The 22,686-nt window shown below is 57.3% G+C and carries 20 protein-coding genes; 14 read left to right on the plus strand and 6 right to left on the minus strand.

Annotated elements, in window-relative coordinates; all coding sequences use genetic code 11:
• Positions 1-47: 47 nt before the first annotated feature.
• The 14 genes from ftsW to BUA39_RS14845 all read left to right on the plus strand — a co-directional run bounded on the left by ftsW (position 48) and on the right by BUA39_RS14845 (position 16,210).
• Positions 48-1,214 (plus strand): putative lipid II flippase FtsW, encoded by a 1,167-nt coding sequence (ftsW, locus tag BUA39_RS14780; RefSeq protein ID WP_072793990.1) that lies wholly within the window; start codon positions 48-50, stop codon positions 1,212-1,214.
• Positions 1,211-2,311: a UDP-N-acetylglucosamine--N-acetylmuramyl-(pentapeptide) pyrophosphoryl-undecaprenol N-acetylglucosamine transferase gene (locus BUA39_RS14785; RefSeq protein WP_072793991.1), complete on the plus strand. Its 1,101-nt coding sequence runs from the start codon at positions 1,211-1,213 to the stop codon at positions 2,309-2,311. The genes ftsW and BUA39_RS14785 overlap by 4 nt, the downstream gene beginning before the upstream one ends.
• Positions 2,308-3,705 carry a UDP-N-acetylmuramate--L-alanine ligase gene (gene murC / locus BUA39_RS14790; protein ID WP_072793992.1) on the plus strand — a complete coding sequence of 466 codons (1,398 nt, stop codon included), beginning with the start codon at positions 2,308-2,310 and terminating at the stop codon, positions 3,703-3,705. The genes BUA39_RS14785 and murC overlap by 4 nt, the downstream gene beginning before the upstream one ends.
• Positions 3,706-3,747: 42 nt before the next feature.
• Positions 3,748-3,996, plus strand: a complete 249-nt coding sequence (locus BUA39_RS14795) for a DUF2484 family protein (RefSeq protein WP_072793993.1) — start codon at positions 3,748-3,750, stop codon at positions 3,994-3,996.
• On the plus strand, positions 3,993-4,370 hold the full coding sequence (locus BUA39_RS14800) for a hypothetical protein (RefSeq protein WP_072793994.1): 378 nt from the start codon (positions 3,993-3,995) through the stop codon (positions 4,368-4,370). The genes BUA39_RS14795 and BUA39_RS14800 overlap by 4 nt, the downstream gene beginning before the upstream one ends.
• The gene (gene murB, locus BUA39_RS14805; protein WP_072793995.1) at positions 4,370-5,287 is read left to right on the plus strand and encodes a UDP-N-acetylmuramate dehydrogenase; all 918 of its coding nucleotides are present in this window, start codon (positions 4,370-4,372) and stop codon (positions 5,285-5,287) included. The genes BUA39_RS14800 and murB overlap by 1 nt, the downstream gene beginning before the upstream one ends.
• A gap of 200 nt (positions 5,288-5,487) precedes the next feature.
• The gene (locus BUA39_RS14810; RefSeq protein WP_242648611.1) at positions 5,488-6,366 is read left to right on the plus strand and encodes a D-alanine--D-alanine ligase; all 879 of its coding nucleotides are present in this window, start codon (positions 5,488-5,490) and stop codon (positions 6,364-6,366) included.
• On the plus strand, positions 6,354-7,223 hold the full coding sequence (locus BUA39_RS14815) for a cell division protein FtsQ/DivIB (protein ID WP_072793997.1): 870 nt from the start codon (positions 6,354-6,356) through the stop codon (positions 7,221-7,223). Before BUA39_RS14810 ends, BUA39_RS14815 begins: the two co-directional genes overlap by 13 nt.
• The gene (gene ftsA / locus BUA39_RS14820) at positions 7,223-8,557 is read left to right on the plus strand and encodes a cell division protein FtsA (protein ID WP_207546239.1); all 1,335 of its coding nucleotides are present in this window, start codon (positions 7,223-7,225) and stop codon (positions 8,555-8,557) included. The genes BUA39_RS14815 and ftsA overlap by 1 nt, the downstream gene beginning before the upstream one ends.
• A 375-nt stretch (positions 8,558-8,932) precedes the next feature.
• Positions 8,933-10,531, plus strand: a complete 1,599-nt coding sequence (gene ftsZ, locus BUA39_RS14825) for a cell division protein FtsZ (RefSeq protein WP_072793998.1) — start codon at positions 8,933-8,935, stop codon at positions 10,529-10,531.
• Positions 10,532-10,733: 202 nt separating this feature from the next.
• The gene (gene lpxC, locus BUA39_RS14830; RefSeq protein ID WP_072793999.1) at positions 10,734-11,657 is read left to right on the plus strand and encodes a UDP-3-O-acyl-N-acetylglucosamine deacetylase; all 924 of its coding nucleotides are present in this window, start codon (positions 10,734-10,736) and stop codon (positions 11,655-11,657) included.
• A 151-nt stretch (positions 11,658-11,808) separates the two neighbouring features.
• On the plus strand, positions 11,809-12,663 hold the full coding sequence (locus tag BUA39_RS14835) for an outer membrane protein assembly factor BamD (protein ID WP_072794000.1): 855 nt from the start codon (positions 11,809-11,811) through the stop codon (positions 12,661-12,663).
• 37 nt (positions 12,664-12,700) lie between these two features.
• Entirely contained in the window at positions 12,701-14,350 is a 1,650-nt protein-coding gene (gene recN, locus BUA39_RS14840; RefSeq protein ID WP_072794001.1) for a DNA repair protein RecN, read from the plus strand.
• A gap of 171 nt (positions 14,351-14,521) precedes the next feature.
• On the plus strand, positions 14,522-16,210 hold the full coding sequence (locus tag BUA39_RS14845; protein WP_072794002.1) for a chloride channel protein: 1,689 nt from the start codon (positions 14,522-14,524) through the stop codon (positions 16,208-16,210).
• Between the two features lie 5 nt (positions 16,211-16,215).
• Here BUA39_RS14845 and BUA39_RS14850 read toward each other — a convergent pair whose 3' ends face one another.
• The 6 genes from BUA39_RS14850 to BUA39_RS14875 form a co-directional block, all read right to left on the minus strand.
• Positions 16,216-17,400, minus strand: coding sequence for an MFS transporter (locus BUA39_RS14850; RefSeq protein ID WP_072794003.1), 1,185 nt, complete (start codon positions 17,398-17,400; stop codon positions 16,216-16,218).
• 77 nt (positions 17,401-17,477) lie between these two features.
• Complete coding sequence (locus tag BUA39_RS14855; RefSeq protein WP_072794004.1) at positions 17,478-17,822, minus strand: DUF427 domain-containing protein; 345 nt, start codon at positions 17,820-17,822, stop codon at positions 17,478-17,480.
• 64 nt (positions 17,823-17,886) lie between these two features.
• A complete protein-coding gene (locus BUA39_RS14860) occupies positions 17,887-19,683 on the minus strand; it encodes an aminopeptidase P family protein (protein WP_072794005.1) in 1,797 nt (598 codons plus the stop codon).
• A 104-nt stretch (positions 19,684-19,787) separates the two neighbouring features.
• Entirely contained in the window at positions 19,788-20,300 is a 513-nt protein-coding gene (locus BUA39_RS14865; RefSeq protein WP_072794006.1) for a class I SAM-dependent methyltransferase, read from the minus strand.
• A gap of 70 nt (positions 20,301-20,370) precedes the next feature.
• On the minus strand, positions 20,371-22,248 hold the full coding sequence (gene cobT, locus BUA39_RS14870) for a cobaltochelatase subunit CobT (protein ID WP_072794007.1): 1,878 nt from the start codon (positions 22,246-22,248) through the stop codon (positions 20,371-20,373).
• Entirely contained in the window at positions 22,245-22,679 is a 435-nt protein-coding gene (locus BUA39_RS14875) for a DUF4240 domain-containing protein (protein ID WP_072794008.1), read from the minus strand. The genes cobT and BUA39_RS14875 overlap by 4 nt, the downstream gene beginning before the upstream one ends.
• Positions 22,680-22,686 lie beyond the last annotated feature (7 nt).

Below are 22,686 nucleotides of genomic sequence, written 5' to 3' on the forward strand. Positions count from 1 at the left end.
AATGACCCGGAGAACCGGGCGTTGAGGCAGATTGTTGGCAGGTTACGATGACAGAGATGGTGTATGGCGCGCTTCCGGTGCGCGATGTAGAGCCGATTCTTCCCAAATGGTGGCGCACGCTGGATAAATGGACGATGTCCTGCATCCTGATGTTGTTTGGCGTCGGCATTTTGCTGGGTCTCGCGGCTAGCCCGCCTTTGGCTGAAAAGAACGGATTTGCGCATTTTCACTATGTCACCCGTCAGGGCGTGTTTGGCGGCGCTGCGCTGATCGCGATGTTTGTGACCTCGATGATGAGCCCAAAATTGGTGCGTCGCCTCGCCGTTATTGGCTTTCTGGTGGCTTTTGTCGCGCTGCTTTTGTTACCTATTTTTGGCACGGACTTTGGTAAAGGGGCGGTGCGCTGGTATTCGCTGGGCTTTGCGTCGTTGCAGCCATCAGAGTTCCTTAAACCCGGATTTATCGTTGTTGCAGCGTGGCTGATGGCGGCGAGCCAAGAGATCAATGGCCCTCCGGGCAAGCTTTGGTCTTTTATGCTGACGGTGACGATAGCGCTCGTCTTGGTGATGCAGCCCGATTTCGGGCAGGCCTGTCTGATCCTTTTTGGCTGGGGGGTTATGTATTTCATCGCAGGCGCACCGATGACGCTGTTGGTCGCCATGATGTGCCTTGTGATCTTTGGCGGCATGATTGCCTATAACGCTTCTGAACACTTCGCGCGTCGGATCGACGGTTTTCTCAGTGCGGATGTCGACCCGACAACGCAGCTTGGCTATGCCACAAATGCGATCCGCGAAGGCGGCTTTTTCGGCGTCGGCGTTGGTGAGGGGCAGGTGAAGTGGAGCCTGCCGGATGCGCATACCGATTTCATCATCGCGGTGGCGGCCGAAGAATACGGGCTGATCTTGGTGCTATTTATCATCGCGCTTTATGCAACGATTGTGATCCGCAGTTTCCTGCGCCTGATGCGGGAGCGTGATACGTTCATCCGGCTGGCGGGCACTGGGCTGGTTGCGATGTTTGGCGTTCAGGCGATGATCAACATGGGAGTGGCGGTTCGCCTCCTACCGGCGAAAGGCATGACATTGCCCTTTGTCAGCTATGGCGGTAGTTCCTTGATTGCCGGCGGGATCGCCGTGGGGATGCTTTTGGCATTTACCCGCAGCCGTCCGCAGGGTGAAATTGGGGATATTCTGCGAGGCCACTTCAGATGACAAAACAACCGCTTCTGGTGATTGCAGCCGGGGGAACAGGCGGACATATGTTCCCGGCGCAAGCGCTGGCCGAAGCGATGTTGGCGAAGGGCTGGCGTGTGAAGCTGTCGACCGACGCACGTGGTGCGCGTTACACGGGCGGTTTTCCAGAACAGGTCGAAATAGAAGAGGTCAGTTCAGCCACCTTTGCACGTGGGGGTCTGGCTGCCAAAGCCATGGTGCCCTTGCGCATTTTGGGTGGCGTTATGGGCGCGGTAATGAAGCTGCGCAAAGACAAGCCGTCTGTCGTTGTGGGCTTTGGCGGCTATCCGACGATCCCGGCAATGGGGGCTGCGCTTCTGCTGGGCCTGCCACGCATGATTCATGAGCAAAACGGGGTGCTTGGCCGGGTCAATGAACTCTTTGCCAAGCGCGTCGATTTGGTCGCCTGTGGCACATGGCCGACCAATTTGCCAGAGGGCGTCGAAGGGCATCACACCGGCAATCCTGTGCGCGGCGCCGTTCTGGCGCGGGCCGGGGCAGGATATATCCCACCCGGTGACTACCCGATGTCGATCCTTGTGATGGGCGGCTCTCAAGGCGCGCGCATTCTGTCGGACGTGGTGCCGCCTGCGATTGACGCCTTGCCAAGCGACATTCGCAAACATGTGCGTGTCAGCCACCAGGCGCGTGGCGAAGATTTTGAGCGTGTCTCAAAATTCTACGCGGACCAGGGCATCGTGGCCGATGTGCAGGAATTCTTTACCGATATCCCCGAGCGTATGAGCGAGGCACAATTGGTGATTTCCCGCTCTGGCGCATCGTCTGTGGCGGATATCTCTGTCATCGGTCGCCCCGCGATTCTGGTGCCCTTTGGGGCAGCGACGGGTGATCACCAGACCGCCAATGCGCGGGGTCTTGCCGATCTTGGGGCAGCCATCATCATCCCCGAAAGCCTGTTTGAGGTGGACGCGCTGACCGAGCAGATGGTCACGATCCTTTCAAACCCAGAGGGTGCTCTGAATATGTCCCTCGCGGCGATTGCCGCTGGAATCCCCGATGCGACAGAGCGCTTGGTAGCGCTGGTCGAACAGCTTTCACAGAAAGACGCAACATGAACGCAGCAACCAAACTCCCCACTGACGTTGGCCCGATCCATTTCGTTGGGATCGGCGGGATTGGTATGTCTGGTATTGCTGAGGTTCTGATCAACCACGGCTACACCGTGCAGGGGTCTGATCTGAAGGACAGCAAAATCACTCAACGTCTGGCCGGGATGGGGGCGACGATCTTTATCGGGCAAGAGGCCGAGAACCTAGAAAACGCCGAAGTTGTTGTGATTTCCTCGGCCATCAAGCCTGGCAATGCCGAACTGGACGAAGCGCGCCGTCAGGGCCTGCCGGTGGTGCGCCGGGCAGAGATGTTGGCCGAACTCATGCGTCTGAAATCCAATATTGCCGTCGCCGGGACCCATGGAAAAACCACGACGACCACCATGGTCGCTGCGGTTCTGGATCATGGCAATATCGACCCGACCGTGATCAATGGCGGTATTATCCATGCCTATGGCTCTAACGCGCGCGTGGGCGAGGGCGAGTGGATGGTGGTTGAGGCCGATGAATCCGACGGCACATTCAACCGTTTGCCAGCGACCATTGCGATTGTGACCAATATCGACCCTGAACATATGGAGCATTGGGGCGATTTTGACACGCTGCGCGCTGGCTTTCAGGAGTTTGTGTCTAATATCCCATTCTATGGCCTCGCCGTCTGCTGCACCGACCATCCAGAGGTGCAAAAGCTGGTCGGCAAGATCACAGATCGCCGCGTTGTGACCTTTGGGTTTAACACGCAGGCCGATGTGCGTGCCGTCAATCTGACCTACAAAGCCGGCGTTGCGCATTTTGACGTTGCACTACAGGCCGAGGGTACAATTATCGAAGGCTGCTCATTGCCGATGCCGGGTGATCACAACGTGTCCAATGCTCTTAGCGCTGTGGCTGTTGCCCGCCATTTGGGCATGAAGGGCGATGAAATCCGAGAGGCTTTGGCGGCCTTTGGCGGGGTAAACCGTCGTTTCACCAAGGTCGGCGAAGTCAATGGCGTTACCATCATTGACGACTATGGCCATCACCCGGTTGAAATCGCAGCGGTTCTGAAAGCGGCGCGTCAAGCCAGCGAAGGCCGCGTGATCGCTGTGCACCAGCCGCACCGCTATACGCGGTTGTCCAGCCTATTTGACGATTTCTGTTCTTGTTTCAACGAGGCGGATGTCGTCGCCATCGCCGAGGTCTTTGCCGCAGGCGAAGACCCTATTCCTGGCGCAGGTCGGGATGATCTGGTGGCAGGCCTGATCGCGCAGGGGCACCGTCACGCACGGGCAATCGTGTCAGAAGACGATCTGGAACGGCTTGTGCGCGAGCAGACGACGGCAGGTGATATTGTGGTTTGCCTTGGCGCGGGTACAATCAGCACATGGGCAAACGGATTGCCCGCTCGGTTGGTGAAATAGGCGCGGCAGCTGCGCTAGGGAACATAATAGCGAGGGACCAAAATGAGCCTTTCCATTGTCGCCGCTTTGATCTGGATGCTTATTGTGAACATCCGCGCGATGTTTCCCAGCAAGGATAACCACTGGAAATTTGCATATGCCATGATCGCCCTTGGGGTGCCGATCCTGATTTGGGTCTATCTTGATCACGGTCTAATCTTGGCGGCCGTGCTGCTGCTTGGCGCGATGTGGGTCATGCGCTGGCCGGTGATTTATCTTAGTCGCTGGATACGTCGCAAGGTGGGGCAATGAACAACCCGGACCAGTTGCTACTGATCGGGGGCACGATGGCGCTCTTGCTGGCGGTGGCCGGGTTTGTCCTGACTCAGCGCAATGCATGGAAGGTAATCCTGATCCTCGTGGCATTGTTTGGCGGCTTAAACATTGGCGTTTTCCTTTGGTCTGAACTGCTTGTCGATCGCTGGATGAGCTTCCGCCTATATCTTTTCTGGATTGCCGCGCTGTTGCCTCCGTTGATTGGTCTGGGTATTGGGGCAGCCATTGGGGCGTTCGTGAACTGGCGGATATCCAAGATTAAGCCGACACATAAAACGCGCGCACCCCGACAACCGCGCGCGCCAAAGCCCTCAAAGAAACAGACGCAGAAGCCAAGGATCATCGACTAATGACTGACCTGCCAGAAGTGCGTGGCAAACTGACACCGAATAAAGCGCTGTCTGATCTGACTTGGTTGCGGGTGGGCGGCCCTGCGGATTGGCTGTTCCAGCCCGCAGATGTCGAAGATTTACAGCAGTTTCTCGCAGCGCTTGATCCTTCGGTAGAAATCTTCCCGATGGGCCTGGGCAGCAACCTGATCGTGCGCGATGGCGGGCTGCGCGCGGTGGTGATCCGCATGGGGCGAGGCTTCAATCACATCCAAGTCGACGGCACCCGTGTCAAAGCTGGTGTTGCGGCGCTTGACGGGCATGTCGCGCGCAAGGCCGCCGAGGCGGGCGTAGACCTGACGTTTCTGCGCACGATCCCCGGCGCAATCGGTGGTGCGGTTTGCATGAATGCCGGCTGCTATGGCTCTTATATTGCTGATGTTTTTGTCTCTGCCAAAGCTGTAACGCGGGATGGAAAGCTTGTTGAAATGACTGCCAAGGACCTGAATTTTCAATACCGGCAGTCAGATTTGCCCGCAGGCTGGGTTCTGGTTGAGGCGACATTTGAAGGCCCAAAAGGAGACCCAGAGGAATTGGCGGCACGGATGCAACACCAGTTGGAAAAACGCGACGCCACGCAGCCCACAAAAGACCGATCCGCCGGGAGCACATTCCGCAATCCAGCAGGTTTTTCTTCGACCGGAAAAGCAGATGATGTTCACGATCTAAAGGCTTGGAAAGTCATAGATAACGCCGGATTACGCGGCGCGCGTGTGGGCGGTGCTCAGATGTCTGAAATGCACTCTAACTTTATGATCAACACCGGTGACGCAACCGCCGCAGATTTGGAAAACCTCGGCGAATTGGTGCGAAAAAAGGTTTTCGAACAGAGCGGAATAACGCTAGAATGGGAAATCAAACGGGTTGGCGAATTTTAAGTCACCCCAAAGCAGCGCGCAGCAACGACTGTGGGTTGAAATAACAAAAAGAAATGGGCGGCAGGTTTCGGAGAACCGAACTATTAAACCGTCTTTCAAAGCCCCAAAAGGGGCACAATAACAAGGGCTGAGAACGGCCCGTAAATTGAGGCGCTGGAGTGGGTATGTCGAGCAGGGCAACCCCGAAAGTAGCGGTACTGATGGGTGGACTCTCGGCCGAACGCGAGGTGTCCATGTCCTCAGGGCACGAATGTGCCGCTGCGTTGAGGGAAAGTGGATTTGACGTCGTCGAAGTGGTCGCAGACCGCGATTTGGCGTCCCAATTGCAAACGATCAAACCGGATGTCGTGTTCAACGCCCTGCATGGCCGTTGGGGTGAAGACGGCTGTGTTCAAGGTATGCTTGAATGGCTTGGCATTCCCTATACGCATTCCGGCGTTTTGGCCTCGTCTCTTGCTATGGATAAAGAACGCACCAAGGCCGCCTATCGTTCCGCTGGCTTGCCGATTGCCGAAAGCCTGATTGCTTCTCGAGATGACATCGAAGCCGCCCATGTGATGGAGCCCCCCTATGTGGTGAAGCCTTATAATGAAGGCTCCTCTGTTGGCATTTATATTGTGCAAAAGGCAGCCAATCGCCCGCCTAAACTGGCAGATGACATGCCCGATCAGTTGATGGTCGAGGATTACGTCGCCGGGCGCGAACTGACCGCAAGCGTGCTGGGTGACAAGGCTTTGACTGTAACGGATATCATCACGGATGGCTGGTATGATTATCACGCCAAATACGCTGTGGGCGGGTCTCGCCATGAGGTGCCTGCCGATATCCCTGCCGAAATTTTTGACGCTTGTATGGACTACGCCTTGCGCGCCCATAAGGTGTTGGGGTGCCGCGGCCTAAGCCGAACGGACTTCCGCTGGGACGAAAGCAAAGGTCTTGCGGGACTGATTTTGCTGGAAACCAACACGCAACCCGGCATGACCCCAACATCGCTTAGCCCGGAACAGGCGGCCGCCTGCGGGATGTTGTTTCCCAATCTTTGTCGCTGGTTGGTGGAGGATGCGTCATGCAATCGCTAAACCAACGTTCTGATCCGGCGCCATCGCGGCTGTCATACCGCTTTGAGCGGTTGATGCTGACGCCGCTCTTTCGGTTTGGCCTGCGGGTGGTTTTGCCGTTCAGCGCGGCCGCGCTGGCAACCACGGTCTGGTTCTCGGATCAAGACCGGCGCGACAACGTCAATATGGTGATCGACGACATTCGCACCAGCATTGTTGAGCGTCCGGAATTCATGGTTCAGGCCATGGTGATCGAAGGCGCAAGCGCTGGCGTTGCCGATGATATCCGGGAAATTCTGCCGCTGGATTTTCCAGTCAGCAGCTTTGACCTTGATCTGCCAGAAATGAAAAAGACGGTCGACGGGCTGTCACCGGTCAAATCCGCAACCCTGCGTGTGAAGCCGGGTGGGGTGTTGCAAGTCACAGTGGCCGAACGCACGCCGGTTGTCCTGTGGCGGATGCCTGATGGGCTGCACCTTGTGGATGCCGAAGGATTTGTTGTGGCTGAATCCACGCGCCGTGCCCTGCATCCAAATCTGCCAGTTATGGCGGGCGAGGGCGCTGATCTGCGCACGGGCGAAGCGCTGCAACTCATCAAGGCCGCAGGTCCGCTGGCCAGCCGTTTGCGCGGGCTTGTGCGGGTCGGTGAACGCCGCTGGGATCTGGTACTGGATCGCGACCAAAGGATCATGTTGCCGGAACGCGGTGCCGTTCAGGCATTGGAACGCGTCGTTGCGCTGAGTGACGTGCAAGAGATGCTGCAACGCGACCTAAGCGTTGTGGATATGCGTCTGGGCAGCAGACCAACAATAAGAATAGCAGAACGATCGGTAGAGGCCTGGTGGCGTCTGCGCGAACTTCGAGTGGGGCAAGAGTAATGTTTGAAGTGTATCAATCCCAGCGCGCAATGCGCGCGATGCGCAAGGCGGCCATGCAACGCGGGGTCGTCGCGGTTCTGGATGTGGGAACCTCTAAAATCGCCTGTCTGGTCTTGCGGTTTGATGGCGTGGACCATCTGGCAGAGGCCGAGGGCATAGGCTCCCTCGCGGGGCAAAGCGGCTTTCGGGTGATTGGCGCAGCCTCGACCCGGTCTCGTGGGGTGAAGTTTGGCGAAATCTCTGCCATGCAGGAAACCGAACGCGCGATACGTACTGCCGTGCAGGCCGCACAGAAAATGGCCCAGATCCGGGTGGATCACGTGATTGCCTGCTTCTCTGGCGCGCAACCCCGGTCATATGGTCTCGATGGCCAGATCGAACTCGACAGCAATATCGTCACTGAACAGGATGTCGCGCGCGTATTGGCAAGTTGCGATGTCCCAGCCTATGGCGAAGGTCGAGAGGTTCTGCATGCGCATCCGGTAAACTTTGCGCTTGATGCGCGCTCTGGTCTTGCGGACCCGCGCGGGCAGATAGGTCAACACCTTGCCTGCGACATGCATATGCTGACGGTGGATGGTGCTGTCGTTGCCAATGTTGCGCATTGTGTGAAACGCTGTGATCTGGAACTCGCAGGCATTGCGAATTCGGCCTATGTTTCTGGCCTGTCGGCCCTTGTCGAAGACGAACAGGAACTGGGCGCGGCCTGTATCGATATGGGTGGCGGCTCGACCTCTTTGTCGATCTTTATGAAGAAACACATGATATATGCCGACAGTGTGCGCATGGGCGGGGATCACGTGACCGGTGACATTTCGATGGCACTGCAGGTGCCCATGGCCAATGCAGAGCGGATCAAGACATTCTATGGCGGCGTGCACGCCACGGGCATGGATGACCGCGAGATGATTGATATCGGCGGCGACACCGGCGATTGGGAGCATGACCGCCGCACCGTCAGCCGTGCAGAGTTGATCGGCATCATTCGTCCACGTGTCGAAGAAATCCTGGAAGAAACCCGTGCCCGTCTGGACGCCGCCGGGTTTGAACACTTGCCGAGCCAGAAGATCGTGCTGACCGGCGCCGCAAGCCAGATACCAGGGCTGGATACTCTTGCCAGCCGCATTCTTGGCCAACAGGTTCGTCTTGGTCGTCCGATGCGAGTGCACGGGTTGCCCCAAGCCACGACAGGTCCGGGCTTTAGCGCAGCGGTCGGGATGTGCCTTTTTGCCACCAGCCCACAGGATGAATGTTGGGACTTTGATCTGCCTGTGGAACGCCATGGCGTAAAGTCCATCCGCAAGGCCGTGCGGTGGTTCAAGGCCAATTGGTAGGATTAACAGCCGGTTATCAAATCGCCCTCTCAAAAACAGGAGACGTCGACAGCTTGAAATTTTTCGTATAACTTGGGCGCAAGCATCGAAACAGATGCGACGGCAGACGAGCAGTTTGCCATCAGTTCAATGAGTCGCCTGTCCGCACGGAAGATTCCTGCGGGGCAGGGTGGTTTGTTGTGTTGAAGCCCTGTAGTCACCCCAATATCTATCCTCGTCGGCGAAATGCCGCGAATTATGGTCAGATTTAGGCTATATTTTGTAGCTCGTGACGCTTTTTGGCGTGACGATGGCCGTGTCAAACGTTAGTATTGTCGGTGAGTAGACGAAAAACACGCGCCGAATGGTGCGGAAAATTGACAGGCGGACGCTCTTATGGCTTTGAATTTGACCTTCCCTGAACAGGAAGATTTGAAACCCCGTATTACGGTTTTTGGTGTAGGTGGTGCAGGCGGCAACGCGGTCAACAATATGATCGCCAACCAGCTTGAGGGCGTTGAATTCGTCGTCGCCAATACAGATGCGCAAGCGCTGCAGCAGAACCAATCAAAATCTCGCGTCCAGCTTGGTGTGAAAGTCACCGAAGGTCTGGGCGCAGGTGCACGTCCTGCGGTGGGGGCCGCAGCGGCAGAGGAAAGCATCGAACAAATTGTCGATCACCTTGCGGGCGCACACATGTGCTTTATCACTGCAGGTATGGGCGGCGGCACGGGGACGGGCGCTGCGCCGATCATCGCGCAGGCCGCACGTGAGCTGGGTGTCCTGACTGTCGGCGTTGTGACCAAACCATTCCAATTCGAAGGTGCAAAGCGGATGCGCCAGGCTGAAGCGGGCGTTGAAGCCCTGCAAAAGGTCGTGGACACGCTGATCATCATTCCTAACCAGAACCTGTTCCGTCTGGCGAATGAAAAGACCACCTTTACCGAAGCCTTCGCCATGGCCGACGACGTTCTTTATCAAGGTGTGAAGGGCGTGACGGACTTGATGGTGCGTCCGGGCCTGATCAACCTCGACTTTGCAGACGTTCGCGCCGTCATGGACGAAATGGGCAAAGCCATGATGGGCACCGGCGAAGCGACCGGCGAAGATCGTGCGATCCAAGCGGCAGAAAAGGCAATTGCCAACCCGCTCTTGGACGAAATCAGCCTGCGCGGTGCAAATGGCGTTCTGATCAACATCACCGGTGGACACGACCTGACACTGTTCGAACTGGACGAAGCGGCGAACCGCATCCGCGAAGAAGTCGACCCAGATGCGAACATCATCGTTGGCTCCACGCTGGACACCGAACTCGAAGGAGCGATGCGCGTCTCTGTTGTTGCGACGGGTATCGATGCAACCGATGTCCAGACCGAGATGCCTGTGCCGCGTCGCTCTTTGAAAGAGCCTCTGAAGCCGACCATGATCGAAGAAGAGCCGGTTGCAGCGGCTGAACCAGCGCCGGCCCCTGCGCCACGCCAAGCGCCTGCCGCAGCGGTTGCAGAACCAAGCTTGTTTGAGGACATGGACGCACCGGCCACAGAAGAAGCGCATGACCTTTTCGAGGAGCCAGCTGCGCCCGTGGCCGCACAAGATGACCTGCCACCGCCAGCGTACCAGCCACGCGTCGCAGAATTCCAGCCTCGCGTTGATGAATACGAAGAAGAAGCCGAAGCTGCATATGTTGCGCCTCGCGCGGCAGCACCGGGTACACCATCGCCAGAAGCCCTCGCGCGTCTGCGCACAGCGGTCAACAAAACACCGTCTGCGCCGCAGCCTCGCCAGCCAGTGGTTGCACCTCAGCCAATGGCCGAGGAACGCCCACGCTTTGGGATCAACTCTTTGATCAACCGCATGACCGGTCACGGCCAAGAAGCGGCGCAACCTCAGGCAGCCCGGCACCAGCCAAACCTGAAAGCAGCCCCAGCGCCCGCAGAAGACCCAGAGCAGGAGAAGATCGAAATCCCTGCATTCCTGCGTCGGCAAGCGAACTAATCACTACAAAATATATTGTCAGAGCCGTCCCTTGGGGCGGCTCTTTTTCGTTTTAAATCAATATTTTATTTACGTCTGCGCGGTGTTTTGCCGAAATGTTTCAGCCATGTTTCAGCCCGTCACAATCTTTGAGTTGAGGATTTGGATGCCTCCGCATAGGTCTAACCTGCGCTGAGATAAGGCGCAGAAGTGGGGTTCATCTTTGCAGAAAACACTCAAATCAGCGATCCGTTTCAGCGGTATTGGTCTTCACACGGGCAAACCCGTTCGGATGGAGATTGAACCCGCGTCAGCCGGATATGGCATCTGGTTTCAACGCACCGATGTTCTAAGCGGCGATCAGATGATTCCGGCGCGCTGGGACGTGGTTGAGCAATCTCCGCTTTGCACCAAGATCAAGAATAGCGATGACGTATCGGTTTCCACTATTGAGCATATTATGGCCGCTCTGGCGGGCTGTGGCGTGCACAATGCGCTGATCAAAATTGACGGGCCCGAAGTGCCGATCATGGATGGCAGCAGCGCGGCTTTTGTGCGTGCGATCCTTGCGCGCGGGCTGATCACACAATCGCCGACAATCCGCGCATTGAAGGTGCTGAAACCCATCCGGGTGGAGCGTGAAGACGCCTGGGCCGAATTGCACCCGAGCGACAACCTTGAGATCGATTTTCACATCGAGTTTGCCGATGCCGCCATTGGGACACAGCACCAGACGCTGAACATGGCAAATGGGACCTTCGTGCGCGAACTTTGTGATTGCCGCACCTTCTGCCGTCAGGCGGACGTTGATTGGATGCGGGCCAATGGCCTTGCCCTTGGCGGCGTTCCCGGTGAAAACGCTGTGGTCTTTGACGGCACCTATGTGCAGTCTGGCCGTGGCCTGCGCCGCGTGGACGAACCTGTGCGCCACAAGATGCTGGATGCTTTGGGCGACCTTTACACCGCAGGCGCACCAATCCTTGGGCGCTATGTCGGTCACCGGTCAGGCCACGCGATGACCAACAAACTCTTGCGCGCTTTGCTGACAGACCCAGATGCCTATTGCTTTGTGGAATGCTCTGCCGACATGGCCGCGCGTTTGCCCGGCGTTGGCGCGAGCATGTCAGAAATGCCTGCAGTGGCCTAAGGTTTGCCTGTGCCCAGATCGGCCCTGACAAGCCAAACCGTTGACGCATTTCCCGAAATCCCACCAAAGTCATTTTGCCCCGCCAAAAACTGTGTTAACAGCAGATGGAACGGGCACGGCCTAAGAAAGACAGTCAAGAAGGTTGAGCAGAATGGCGCGTCGCGACTCTCGTAAGATAGCAGTTGCAGCTCTACTGGGCACTTTGATGCTGGCCGGATGCGGCGGCGGTGGAAATAGCACGTTTTTTGGCGGCGAAGTCCCGCTTGAGAATTTCACGGCAGAGCAAATCTATGGCCGCGGTGAGTTCGAATTGGAACGCAGCAAAGCCGATGACGCTGCCTTCTATTTTGCAGAGGTTGAACGCCTTTATCCCTATTCCGAATGGGCCAAACGCGCGCTGATCATGCAGGCCTATGCTTATCATCAGGACAAAGACTACGAAAACAGCCGTTCAGCTGCGCAGCGCTATATTGATTTTTATCCGCTGGATGACGACGCCGCCTACGCGCAGTATCTTCTGGCGCTCAGCTACTATGACCAAATTGACGAAGTTGGTCGCGATCAGGGTCTAACATTCCTCGCGCTGCAATCGCTGCGACGCGTGATTGAGACCTATCCAGACAGCGAATATGCGCGCTCTTCTGTGCTGAAATTTGATCTGGCCTTTGATCATTTGGCCGCCAAGGAAATGGAAATCGGTCGTTACTATTTGAAACGAGATCAATTTGCGGCGTCCGTGAACCGTTTCCGTGCCGTGGTCGAAGATTTCCACACCACAACCCATACGCCAGAAGCGTTGCATCGCTTGGTCGAGGCTTACCTATCGCTGGGCCTAACGGACGAAGCGCAAACCGCAGGCGCGATCCTAGGCCACAACTTCCGCTCTACCGAATGGTATGAAGACAGCTATCAACTGCTGACCAACAATGGTTTGCAACCACGCGCCAAAGGCGACGGGTGGCTGGCGTCGATTTACCGACAGACCATCAAGGGCAAATGGCTGTAAGTGCTGCGTTGAAAACCCGTAACATGTTGGTGCTCTGATGCTGCGTGCGCTGGAAATCCGGGATCTGCTGATTATTGACCACCTAGAGCTGAATTTTCAGCCAGGTCTGAACGTGCTGACCGGGGAAACCGGGGCGGGCAAGTCGATCCTTTTGGATTCGCTTGGCTTTGTTCTTGGGTGGCGGGGTCGCGCTGAACTGGTGCGGTCGGGCGCAGAACAGGGCGAGGTTGTTGCTGAATTTCACCTGCCAGAGGGCCACCCGGCGCATGCCATTCTTGATGAGGCAGGATTGCCAAGCGGTGAAGAGCTGATCCTGCGACGGATCAACCGCAAAGACGGGCGCAAGACGGCTTGGGTCAATGACCGGCGCTGTTCGGGTGAGGTGCTGCGGGCGCTTTCTGAAACACTTGTGGAACTGCACGGGCAGCATGACGACAGAGGTCTGCTGGACAGTCGCGGGCACCGCGCCTTGCTGGATCAATTCGGCGACCTCGCGCCTTTGTTGGCGGAAACCCGTGCTGCTTGGTCTGCGCTCAGTGCCGCGCGCAAGTCTTTGCGAACGGCTCAAGCCGCGTTGAAATCTGTGCAAGACGAAGAAGAGTTCCTGCGCCACTCCGTTGCCGAACTTGATGCGCTTGATCCGCAGCCCGGCGAAGAAGGCGAATTGGATAGTCGCCGTCGCCTGATGCAGGCGTCGGAGAAGATTAAAGAGGACGTCAGCCGCGCCCATGTTGCCTTGGGCTACGAAGGCGCAGAAGGCGCGATGGGTGACGCCCTGCGCTGGCTCGAAGGCGCGGCGTCTTCGGTTGAGACCCAGTTGGATGAACCGCTCGCCGCGCTAGGGCGGGCCTTGTCTGAACTGGGGGACGCGGTCGCCGGGGTCGAACGCTGCATGGATGCGCTTGATTTTGACCCTTTTGAGCTGGAACAGACCGAGGAGCGCCTCTTTGCCATTCGCGGGTTGGCACGCAAACACGGTGTTGCGCCGGATGCATTGAATGCTTTTGCCGAAGACCTGCGCGCCAAGATGGCCGCGCTGGACGCGGGAGAAGGTGAGATCAGCGCGCTGACGACGGCGGTTACAAAGGCCGAAGCGGATTTTGATGCCTTGGCGGACAAGCTGACCAAGGCGCGCCAAAAGGCTGCCAAATCATTGGATAAGGCAGTGATGGCCGAACTCGCGCCACTCAAGATGGAGCGCGCAGTTTTTTCCACGCAGATCGACGTCGAAAGCGCCGGTCCGGAAGGCAAGGACGCGGTGTCCTTTACGGTTGCAACCAACCCCGGCGCGCCCTCTGGGCCTTTGGCCAAGATTGCCTCTGGTGGTGAACTCAGCCGCTTTCTTTTGGCGTTGAAAGTCTGCCTGACGTCGGATGACCGCAACACAACCATGATCTTTGATGAGATCGACCGTGGTGTCGGCGGGGCCACGGCGGATGCTGTCGGGCGGCGGTTGTCGGCGCTATCTGAAAACGGGCAGGTGTTGGTTGTCACGCACAGCCCGCAGGTCGCAGCCCTGGGCGCACACCATTGGCGCGTCGAGAAACGGGTGAACGGTGAAACAACGCTGTCGACCGTCACGCCCTTGGACGACGTGGACCGTGTCGACGAGATCGCGCGGATGATTTCAGGCGACAAAGTCACGGAGCAAGCCCGCAGTGCCGCCGAAGCCCTTTTGGCTGGATAAATGGGTTGACGTAGGTCGGGCTTCAGCCCGGCATTGCAATACTTCTTGTCACTTCATAATCGCCCAATTTTGCAACGCGCAATAAGATGTGACACGCGTTTGACCCACAAGGGCTTTCCCTTTCTGAAACAAGCGCCTAAAGCTGAGGTCTAATCTGCGACTTGGGGTGAGATGGCCCATCCACTCGGATCATTTCTGGTAGACAGCGCTCGGCAAGCTGGCCGGACATGTCGTGGCGGCTGGCAGGTGCTGCGCAAAAACGGGCCGAGCAAATTCCAATTCTGGCTGATTGCGCTGTTGATCGGGCTGGCCTCGGGCTTTGCTGCACTGTTGTTTCGCAAGGCCATCGAATGGCTGCAAAGCACGATTTATGGCACCGAGAATATCAACCGCCTGCATTCTTTCGCGGAAACCCTGCCATGGTATTGGATCTTCTTTGTTCCGATCGCGGGTGGGCTTGTGGTTGGGCTGCTGCTGGATCGCTTTTCACAAGATGCCCGTGCCCAAGGCCCTGCCGATGTGATCGAAGGCGCGGCCATCCACGAAGGCCGTGTCAGCATACGTGAAGGGTTGGTGTCTGCCGTCGCGTCCCTGATTACGCTCAGTTCTGGCGGCTCCACCGGACGGGAAGGGCCAGTGGTGCATATGGCGGCCGTGATTTCCACTTGGGTCAGCGAAAAGATCCACGCCAACGGGATAACGGGCCGCGACTTGCTGGGTTGCGCTGTCGCTGCGGCGGTCTCTGCTTCGTTCAATGCGCCCATTGCTGGCGCGTTGTTTGCGCTTGAGGTTGTTCTGCGCCATTTTGCTGTGCATGCCTTTGCGCCAATCGTCATTGCCTCTGTCGCAGGCACGGTCATCAACCGGTTAGAGTTCGGCAATGTGACCGAATTTGTGCTGCCCACCGGTTCAGCACTCGCCTTCTATCAAGAACTCCCTGCCTTTCTTCTGCTGGGCGGCCTCTGTGGCTTCGTTGCTGTTGCCCTAATGTGGACGATTTTTTGGGCCGAGGATATTGGCAACCAGATCATGACCTACACACCGCTCAAGCGTTGGATGCGGCCTGTGGTCTCTGGCGCTATGCTCGGGGCGCTGGCGATCTGGTTCCCGCATATCATTGGCGTGGGCTACGAAACGACCTCTGCCGCGCTGACGGGCGAGTTGTTGATGCATGAGGCGATTGTTTTTGTTGTACTCAAGATCATCGCTGTGGCGGTGACAATGGCCGGGCGCATGGGCGGCGGTGTGTTTTCACCCGCTTTGATGATCGGTGCGCTGACCGGGCTGGCCTTTGGCCTGATCGCCACCTCTATTTTCCCCGACGTTTCAGGCTCCATCACACTGTATGCTTTGGCGGGCATGGGAGGCGTCGCGGCGGCTGTTCTGGGCGCGCCGATTTCCACCACGCTGATTGTCTTTGAACTGACCGGCGACTGGCAGACCGGGCTGGCAGTGATGGTCACAGTGTCGATTTCTACAGCCCTTGGGTCACGGCTTGTGGATCGGTCATTCTTCCTGACGCAGCTTGAACGGCGCGGCATTCATATTGCCGCTGGGCCGCAGGCCTATCTTCTGGGGACCTGCATGATTTCGTCGATCATGCGGAACGTCGATGAAGAAAAGGGCGCAACGGAAGCCGCCTGTTGGGAGCTGGTTGAGCGAGGCATCTACACCCACCCGCATACGACGCTAGAGGGGGTTATGCCTATGTTCGATACAGCCTCCGCCCCGTTTGTACCGGTGGTGAAGCTGCGGGGCGAGGGCGAAGGCCCCGAACTGCTTGGCGCGGTGCATCACGTTGATGCGCTTAAGGCCTATAACAAAGCCCTTGCAGAGACCGCTGCCGAGGAACATTCCTGATCGCCTCAGACGGCTGCGCGGCGTTTCATCGCCAGCAGCGCATGAGCCGTGAAGCCTGCGACATAGCACAAAATCAGCATCACCATTGCCCCTCGCGTGCCAAATGCCCCGGTGGACAGCAGCATCACAGGCGTGCCCAAAAGGTTGCCCAGATTGCCCATCTGCGACATGCCGCCGTGGGCAATAGCTTGGCTGTCAGGCGTCGGGTTGATCTGAGGGATGGCCGAGAAACTCGCCGATTGCACCAGCCCCAGACAGGCAAACATCGCCACATAGGTCAGCGGCAAATAGGGCAGGACCTGTAAAAGAACGGCGCAGACGGCGCTGCTGGCAAAACCGATCTGCACCAGCGTGGCCGCTGGCATGACACGCAGCAAGATTGCACCCAGTGTCAACGAGGTTGCTATGCTCGCCATCGGCAGCAGCGGAACAAGCGTGGTCCGGTGTTCAGGCGGAATGAATTGTGGGATCAAGGTTAGGACCGACACAAATGTCAGCGTGTAAAAAAGCCAGCCGAGCGCTGGCGCAAATTCATGTGCAGAACCATAGGCACGAAGGTGCCGCCTAAGAATTTCAGCAGCGCTGGGAATAGGTCGCTTGGGCACTACGCCGGCAGGCACCAACCGATAAAGCACCAGCGCCATCACCGCCATATAAGCCGCGTGCCCCGCATAAAGCGCGCCCGCGCCTTGGTTCGCGATCAGGCTTGGTCCAATCCACGCAATAACCGCGTAAGACACGCTGAAAAATGTGCTCCACAAGGCCATATAGATTGGGCGCATGCGGTCCGAGCTGAGAATGCCGATCAGGGTTGGCGCGCAGACCGTTATTGCCAGATGCGTGAGGCCCTCAAGGATCCGGCTCGTCAGCATGACAGGGTAAGCGGGCAGCGCCGCCTGCAGCACTGACATCGCCGCGCCGCCAACCATCGCCCACAAAAGCATGCGGCGAAATCCGATATTGGCCACAAGCTGCGCCGCGGTCATGCCAAAGAGCACGCCCGTCAGGCTGACAACCGAGACAATCAACCCAAGTTTTGTTTCGGAAACGTCATATACAGCGGTCAATTCCGGGAATGAGACGGAAATCTTGGCAAACTGTCCTGCCGCGCCCAGCCCGGCAAACCAAAGCGCGAGGATCAACAGAGTTGAAGCCTGCACCTTGGATGTCTTTGGTACCTGCGCCTTCATAGCAACTTTCACTTACCGTCAACTAAAAAGGGGTCACAAAGGCCCCTTTCGTCAATGCTTTGGCCTATGCCTTGGGATCAGAGCTGCTCTACCGCCAGCTTGTCGTTCACATAGAACGCCAGATAGCCCTTGATGCGCGCGACCTCTTCTTTGGGGTTCTCATAGCTCCAGGCGGCATTTTGCAATGTCGTGCTTTTGGTCACGATGGAAAAGTAGCTCGCGTCACCCTTATGTGGGCAGGTCGTGGTGTGATCGCTTTCGTCCAAGAAAGCCATGGCGATGTCTTCACGTGGGAAATAGATCACTGATGGGTAATCCCCCTCGGTCAATTCCAGCGCATTGGCTGTCTCGCCAAGAACGGCCCCGCCAGCGCGCACGGACCATTTTCCTGGCGCCTTACGGATTGTGATATAGCTGCTCATGTCGATCTCCTCGGTCCTCAAAGTACGTCACGCCCTATGACGGGCAAACTGTTACAGGAATATGTCAAATCGGGTGTGTTGCCTGCGTCAGCCAATCCCGTGTTTGCGGTTTGACGCGCGGCGACAGCCGGTTCAGACACTCCTGATGGTAGGCATTCAGCCAATCCCGTTCATCCGGGGTCAGCATGTCAGGCAGGATCAAACGCCGGTCAATTGGCGCATAGGTCAATGTGCGGAACCGCAACATCTGACGATGATCATCGCCACCTTCCAATGCTGGGGCATCCTCTACCACAACAAGGTTCTCAATGCGAATGCCAAATTGCCCCGGCTTATAGTAGCCCGGTTCGTTGGACAGGATCATACCCTGTTCCAGCGGTACATGGCTGATCTTGCTCAGGCGCTGGGGGCCTTCATGGACGCTCAGGTAAACGCCAACGCCATGGCCCAAGCCGTGGTCAAAATCCATGCCCGCCAGCCACAGTGGGCGGCGGCCAAACGCTTCTAAGTCACGCCCGGCAAGGCCCTTGGGCCAACGCAGTTGCGAGACATTGATCATGCCCTTCAAAACCAGCGTGAAGGCGCGTTTTTCAGCGTCGCCAACGTCACCGATTGGCAGGGTTCGGGTGATATCCGTGGTGCCGTCCGAATATTGCCCGCCGCTGTCCAGCACCATGATCTCACTCTTTTGCAGGGTGCGGTTGGTGTCATGGGTCACACGGTAGTGGATGACAGCGCCGTTGGGGCCAGTTCCAGAGATGGTGTCAAAACTGATATCGCGCAGCATATTGGTGCCACGCCGGCACTCTTCCAGCTTTTGCGCCACGTCGATTTCAGTGATCCCGCTTTCGGCATGGTCGTCAAACCACGCCAGAAAATCAGCAACTGCTGCACCATCACGCAGATGCGCTTCTGTTGTGCCAGCCAGCTCCTGCGTATTTTTGCAGGCTTTGGGCAGCGCACAGGGGTCGGGGGCATAGATGATTTCTGTGCCCGCAGAAGCTAAGACCGAATCCACTGCCATCGGGGCAGAGGACTTTTCAAGCCCGACCGGGCCTGTCAGCGCTTGCAATGCTGCAACGAAGGCGTCTGGCGGCGACACTGTGACGTCCGCACCCAAATGATCGCCCAGATCGGCGCATTTTTCGGGTGGCATGAAAAGCGCAACGGTGGCGTCGGCTTTTAGAATTGCGAAACCCTGCACCACTGGGTTTTTCGGAACGTCCGCACCACGAATGTTCAAAAGCCAACAGAGGCTGTCGGGCAGGGTAATAACAAAGGCCGACATGCCTAGTGATTGGATTGCCTCAGCCAGTCGCTTACGTTTGCTATTGTGGCTTTCACCCGCAAATTCAATTGGTTGTTCAAAGGCCTTGGCTTGCGGAGGCGCGGGTTGATCGTCCCAGATGCTGTCCACCAGATTGGCGCTTGGCACCAATGTGATCCCTTTGGTCGCAAGGGGTTGCGATAACTTTTCGATCTGTTCAACTGTGTGCAGCCATGGATCAAAGGCCACCTTTCCACCCGGAAGATTTTCGATCAGCCAATCGGCCAATTGTACCTCTGGCCAGTCAACCGGCGTGAAGACGTTTGCGACCTGATCACGCACCTGCAGGCGATAGCGGCCATCGACAAAGACACCCGCCTGATCCGCCAAGACACAGGCAAAGCCCGCAGACCCCGTAAAACCCGTCAGCCACGCCAGTCGATCATCGCGAGGCGCAACATATTCCCCCTGATGAGCATCAGCGCGGGGGACAAGAAAACCGTCCACACCCGCGTCGGCCATCGCCGCGCGCAGCGCTTTTAGGCGCGCTGGCCCATGGGCGGGATCGGACGGGTTTTCATATGATTGAAACATAGCGCACACCTCCTGCTGCTCGGCAATTGCTAGCTGGTTGCACGAGGCAGGTCCAGCCCGCGCCAAAGCACGACGTGGCGGAAAGAGATGCGGCGCATCTGACATCAGTGTCGCTGAAGGAAAAGATAGCCGCGCTTGGCATATTGTATCGAACAGGTCGAATGATGTGCCGCAATAGTCTGTCGAAACCCAGCGATGTTGGATGTTTCATCGGCAATCAGAACCCAGCCCTTTGGTGTGACGTGATCCAGCAAAGTTGTAAGCACATGCCGCTGCGCAGTTTGGTCAAGCATGTGCAGCGTGCGGTCGATCAAGATGATCTCAAAATTGCCGTCTGGGGTATACTTGGTGATATCCGCCACAAGCCCGGAAATCGGTAGGTTTTCAGCCTTTGCGGCCGCCCTTAGGTCACGAATGCCGTTAGCGGAGAGGTCAACGCCCACCACACGATGCCCTAAACGGGCAAAGAACAGCGCGTCACGACCTTGGCCGCAGCCGACATCCAAAACGCGCTGGGGCGCGCGATTGATCGTGTTGAAGAAGTCGACGAAAATTGGCGTCGGACTACCCAATGCGTTAGGCGTATCGCGGTATAGTTTATCGTAGTTGTAAGCCATGGAAACGGCGATAGTAGATATCGCCGCCAATGGCTAAGTGTAATATTTCGTGAGCGGAGCGAACCCAGCCTTAGACCCTGCGCATCCCCATCACACGTGCGCGCGCGCGTGGGTCGGTGTCAAACAGGCTTGCCAATTGTTCGGTCATTGCACCCGCCAATTGTTCGACATCGGTGATCGTGACAGCGCGCTCGTAATAGCGGGTCACATCGTGCCCGATCCCGATCGCCAGCAATTCCACCTGTTTGCGTTTTTCCACCATGGCGATCACATCCCGCAGGTGTTTTTCCAGATAGTTCGCCGGGTTCACGGACAGCGTGGAATCATCCACCGGCGCGCCATCTGAAATCACCATCAGGATCTTGCGTGCCTCACGGCGGCTGACCATGCGGCGGTGCGCCCATTCCAGCGCCTCACCGTCGATGTTTTCTTTCAGCAGGCCCTCTTTCATCATCAGACCCAAATTGGGCCGCGTCCGTCGCCACGGGGCGTCGGCCGATTTATAGACGATATGGCGCAGGTCATTCAGGCGACCAGGCTGTTGAGGACGCCCGTCGGCCAACCATTGTTCGCGGCTTTGCCCACCTTTCCAAGCGCGCGTCGTAAAGCCCAGAATTTCGACCTTAACAGAGCAGCGCTCCAGCGTGCGGGCCAGAACATCAGCACAGATCGCCGCAATGGAAATCGGGCGGCCGCGCATGGACCCAGAGTTGTCCAGCAGCAGAGTCACCACGGTGTCGCGGAACTCGGTGTCCTGCTCGACCTTGAACGACAAAGGCGTCGTCGGGTTGGCGACCACCCGTGCCAGACGACCCGCATCCAAGATGCCTTCCTCTTGGTCAAAGGACCAACTGCGGTTCTGCTGTGCCTGCAGGCGGCGCTGCAGCTTATTGGCCAAACGGCTGACCGCGCCTTTCAAAGGCTCCAACTGCTGGTCAAGATAGGCCCGCAGGCGTTCGAGTTCAGCGACCTCGGCCAGTTCTTCGGCCATGATCTCTTCGTCGAATTCGGTGTTGAACACCTGATAATCCGGGTCGGCATCGGAAATCGGCTGCGGGGCAGGTGGCTCAAGCGGGGCTTCGCCATCCGGCATTTCCGCGTCGTCGGCCATCTCTTCGTCGGACATATCGTCCATCGTCACCTGCGCTTCGGAACTGTCCTGCTGTTCTTCCTGCGAACTCTCAGGCGTGGCGTCGCTTTCGTCTTGTTCGTTGTCGTCCTGACCTGTGCTGTCCGGGTCGTTTTCGTCGTCCGGCTGTTCCTCGGCTTCGTCCTGCTGTTCGTCTTCGATGTCGTCTGGGTCATCGCCCAACTGGTCGCCATAGCCGAGGTCATCAATGATCTGCCGCGCGAATTTAGCGAATTTAGCCTGGTCTGACAGCATGTCTTGCAGATCATCCAGCGTGCCACCTGCGTTCTGTTCGATAAAACCGCGCCAGAGGTTCATCACATTGGCCGCTGCAGGCGGCAGATCGCGTCCGGTCGCCAAATGGCGGATCAGGTAATTCGCCGCCATATCTAGCGGTGCGTCAGAGGGCGTGGTGATCTTGTCAAACCTTCGCCCCAGCGCTTCGTTTTCGATCTTGGCGTCGATGTTGACAGCCGTGCCCGGCATCTCGCGTGCGCCCATGGCCTCGCAGCGGGCAATTTCCATCGCCTCAAACAATTGCCGCGCCATGCTGCCACCCGGAGGGGCGTATTTATTGAACGTGCTGTCATTGTGATAGCGGCGGTGCAGGGCAAGGCTATCTGCAGTGCCGCGTGCCAACATGACCTCATCGCGGGTCATCCGACGAGAGATTTGCGGCAGACGCATCTGATCGCCAGACAGACCAGACGGATCGACGGTATAGGTCACCGCCAGATCAGGGTCATGCGCCATGACCTTGGTCGCTTCGGCCAGCGCTTTCTTAAACGGATCGGCCGGGTTGTCAGACGGTTTGCTCATTTGGCCCACCCTTTTTCGTTAGAAAACGATTCAATACAGACAGTCGAGTCTCTGTCAAATTCGCCACCCGTCGATTTTCTAAACGCTTCATCAGCAACATAGAGTAATTCTTCCAGCCAGCGAGATGACCTTTTGGGAAACATTTTAGGGTTTTCTAGGACTTGGTGATAAAAACTTGAACCTTGCGCAACAACAGACAATCTTGTGTACAAAAAGGTGTCCGAGTGTCCTCTAAACCAACTGAAGCGCCTGTAGTGCTGACTCGTATCTAGCGCATGTGTAACTTGAGCGAGCATTTCATAGAAGTCAGCGATTTGCTCACCTGATTTCTTAGAAAGTTCCGAGATAAGTGGCTCTAGGTTTGTAGAAGAGTCATCTTTCCCGTCACCTTCAATGAGTTCGATAAGTGACCAAAAAGATGCTCGATCCATTCTAACA

The sequence above is a fragment of the Cognatishimia maritima genome, assembly GCF_900129685.1.
Taxonomy (GTDB): Bacteria; Pseudomonadota; Alphaproteobacteria; order Rhodobacterales; family Rhodobacteraceae; genus Cognatishimia; species Cognatishimia maritima.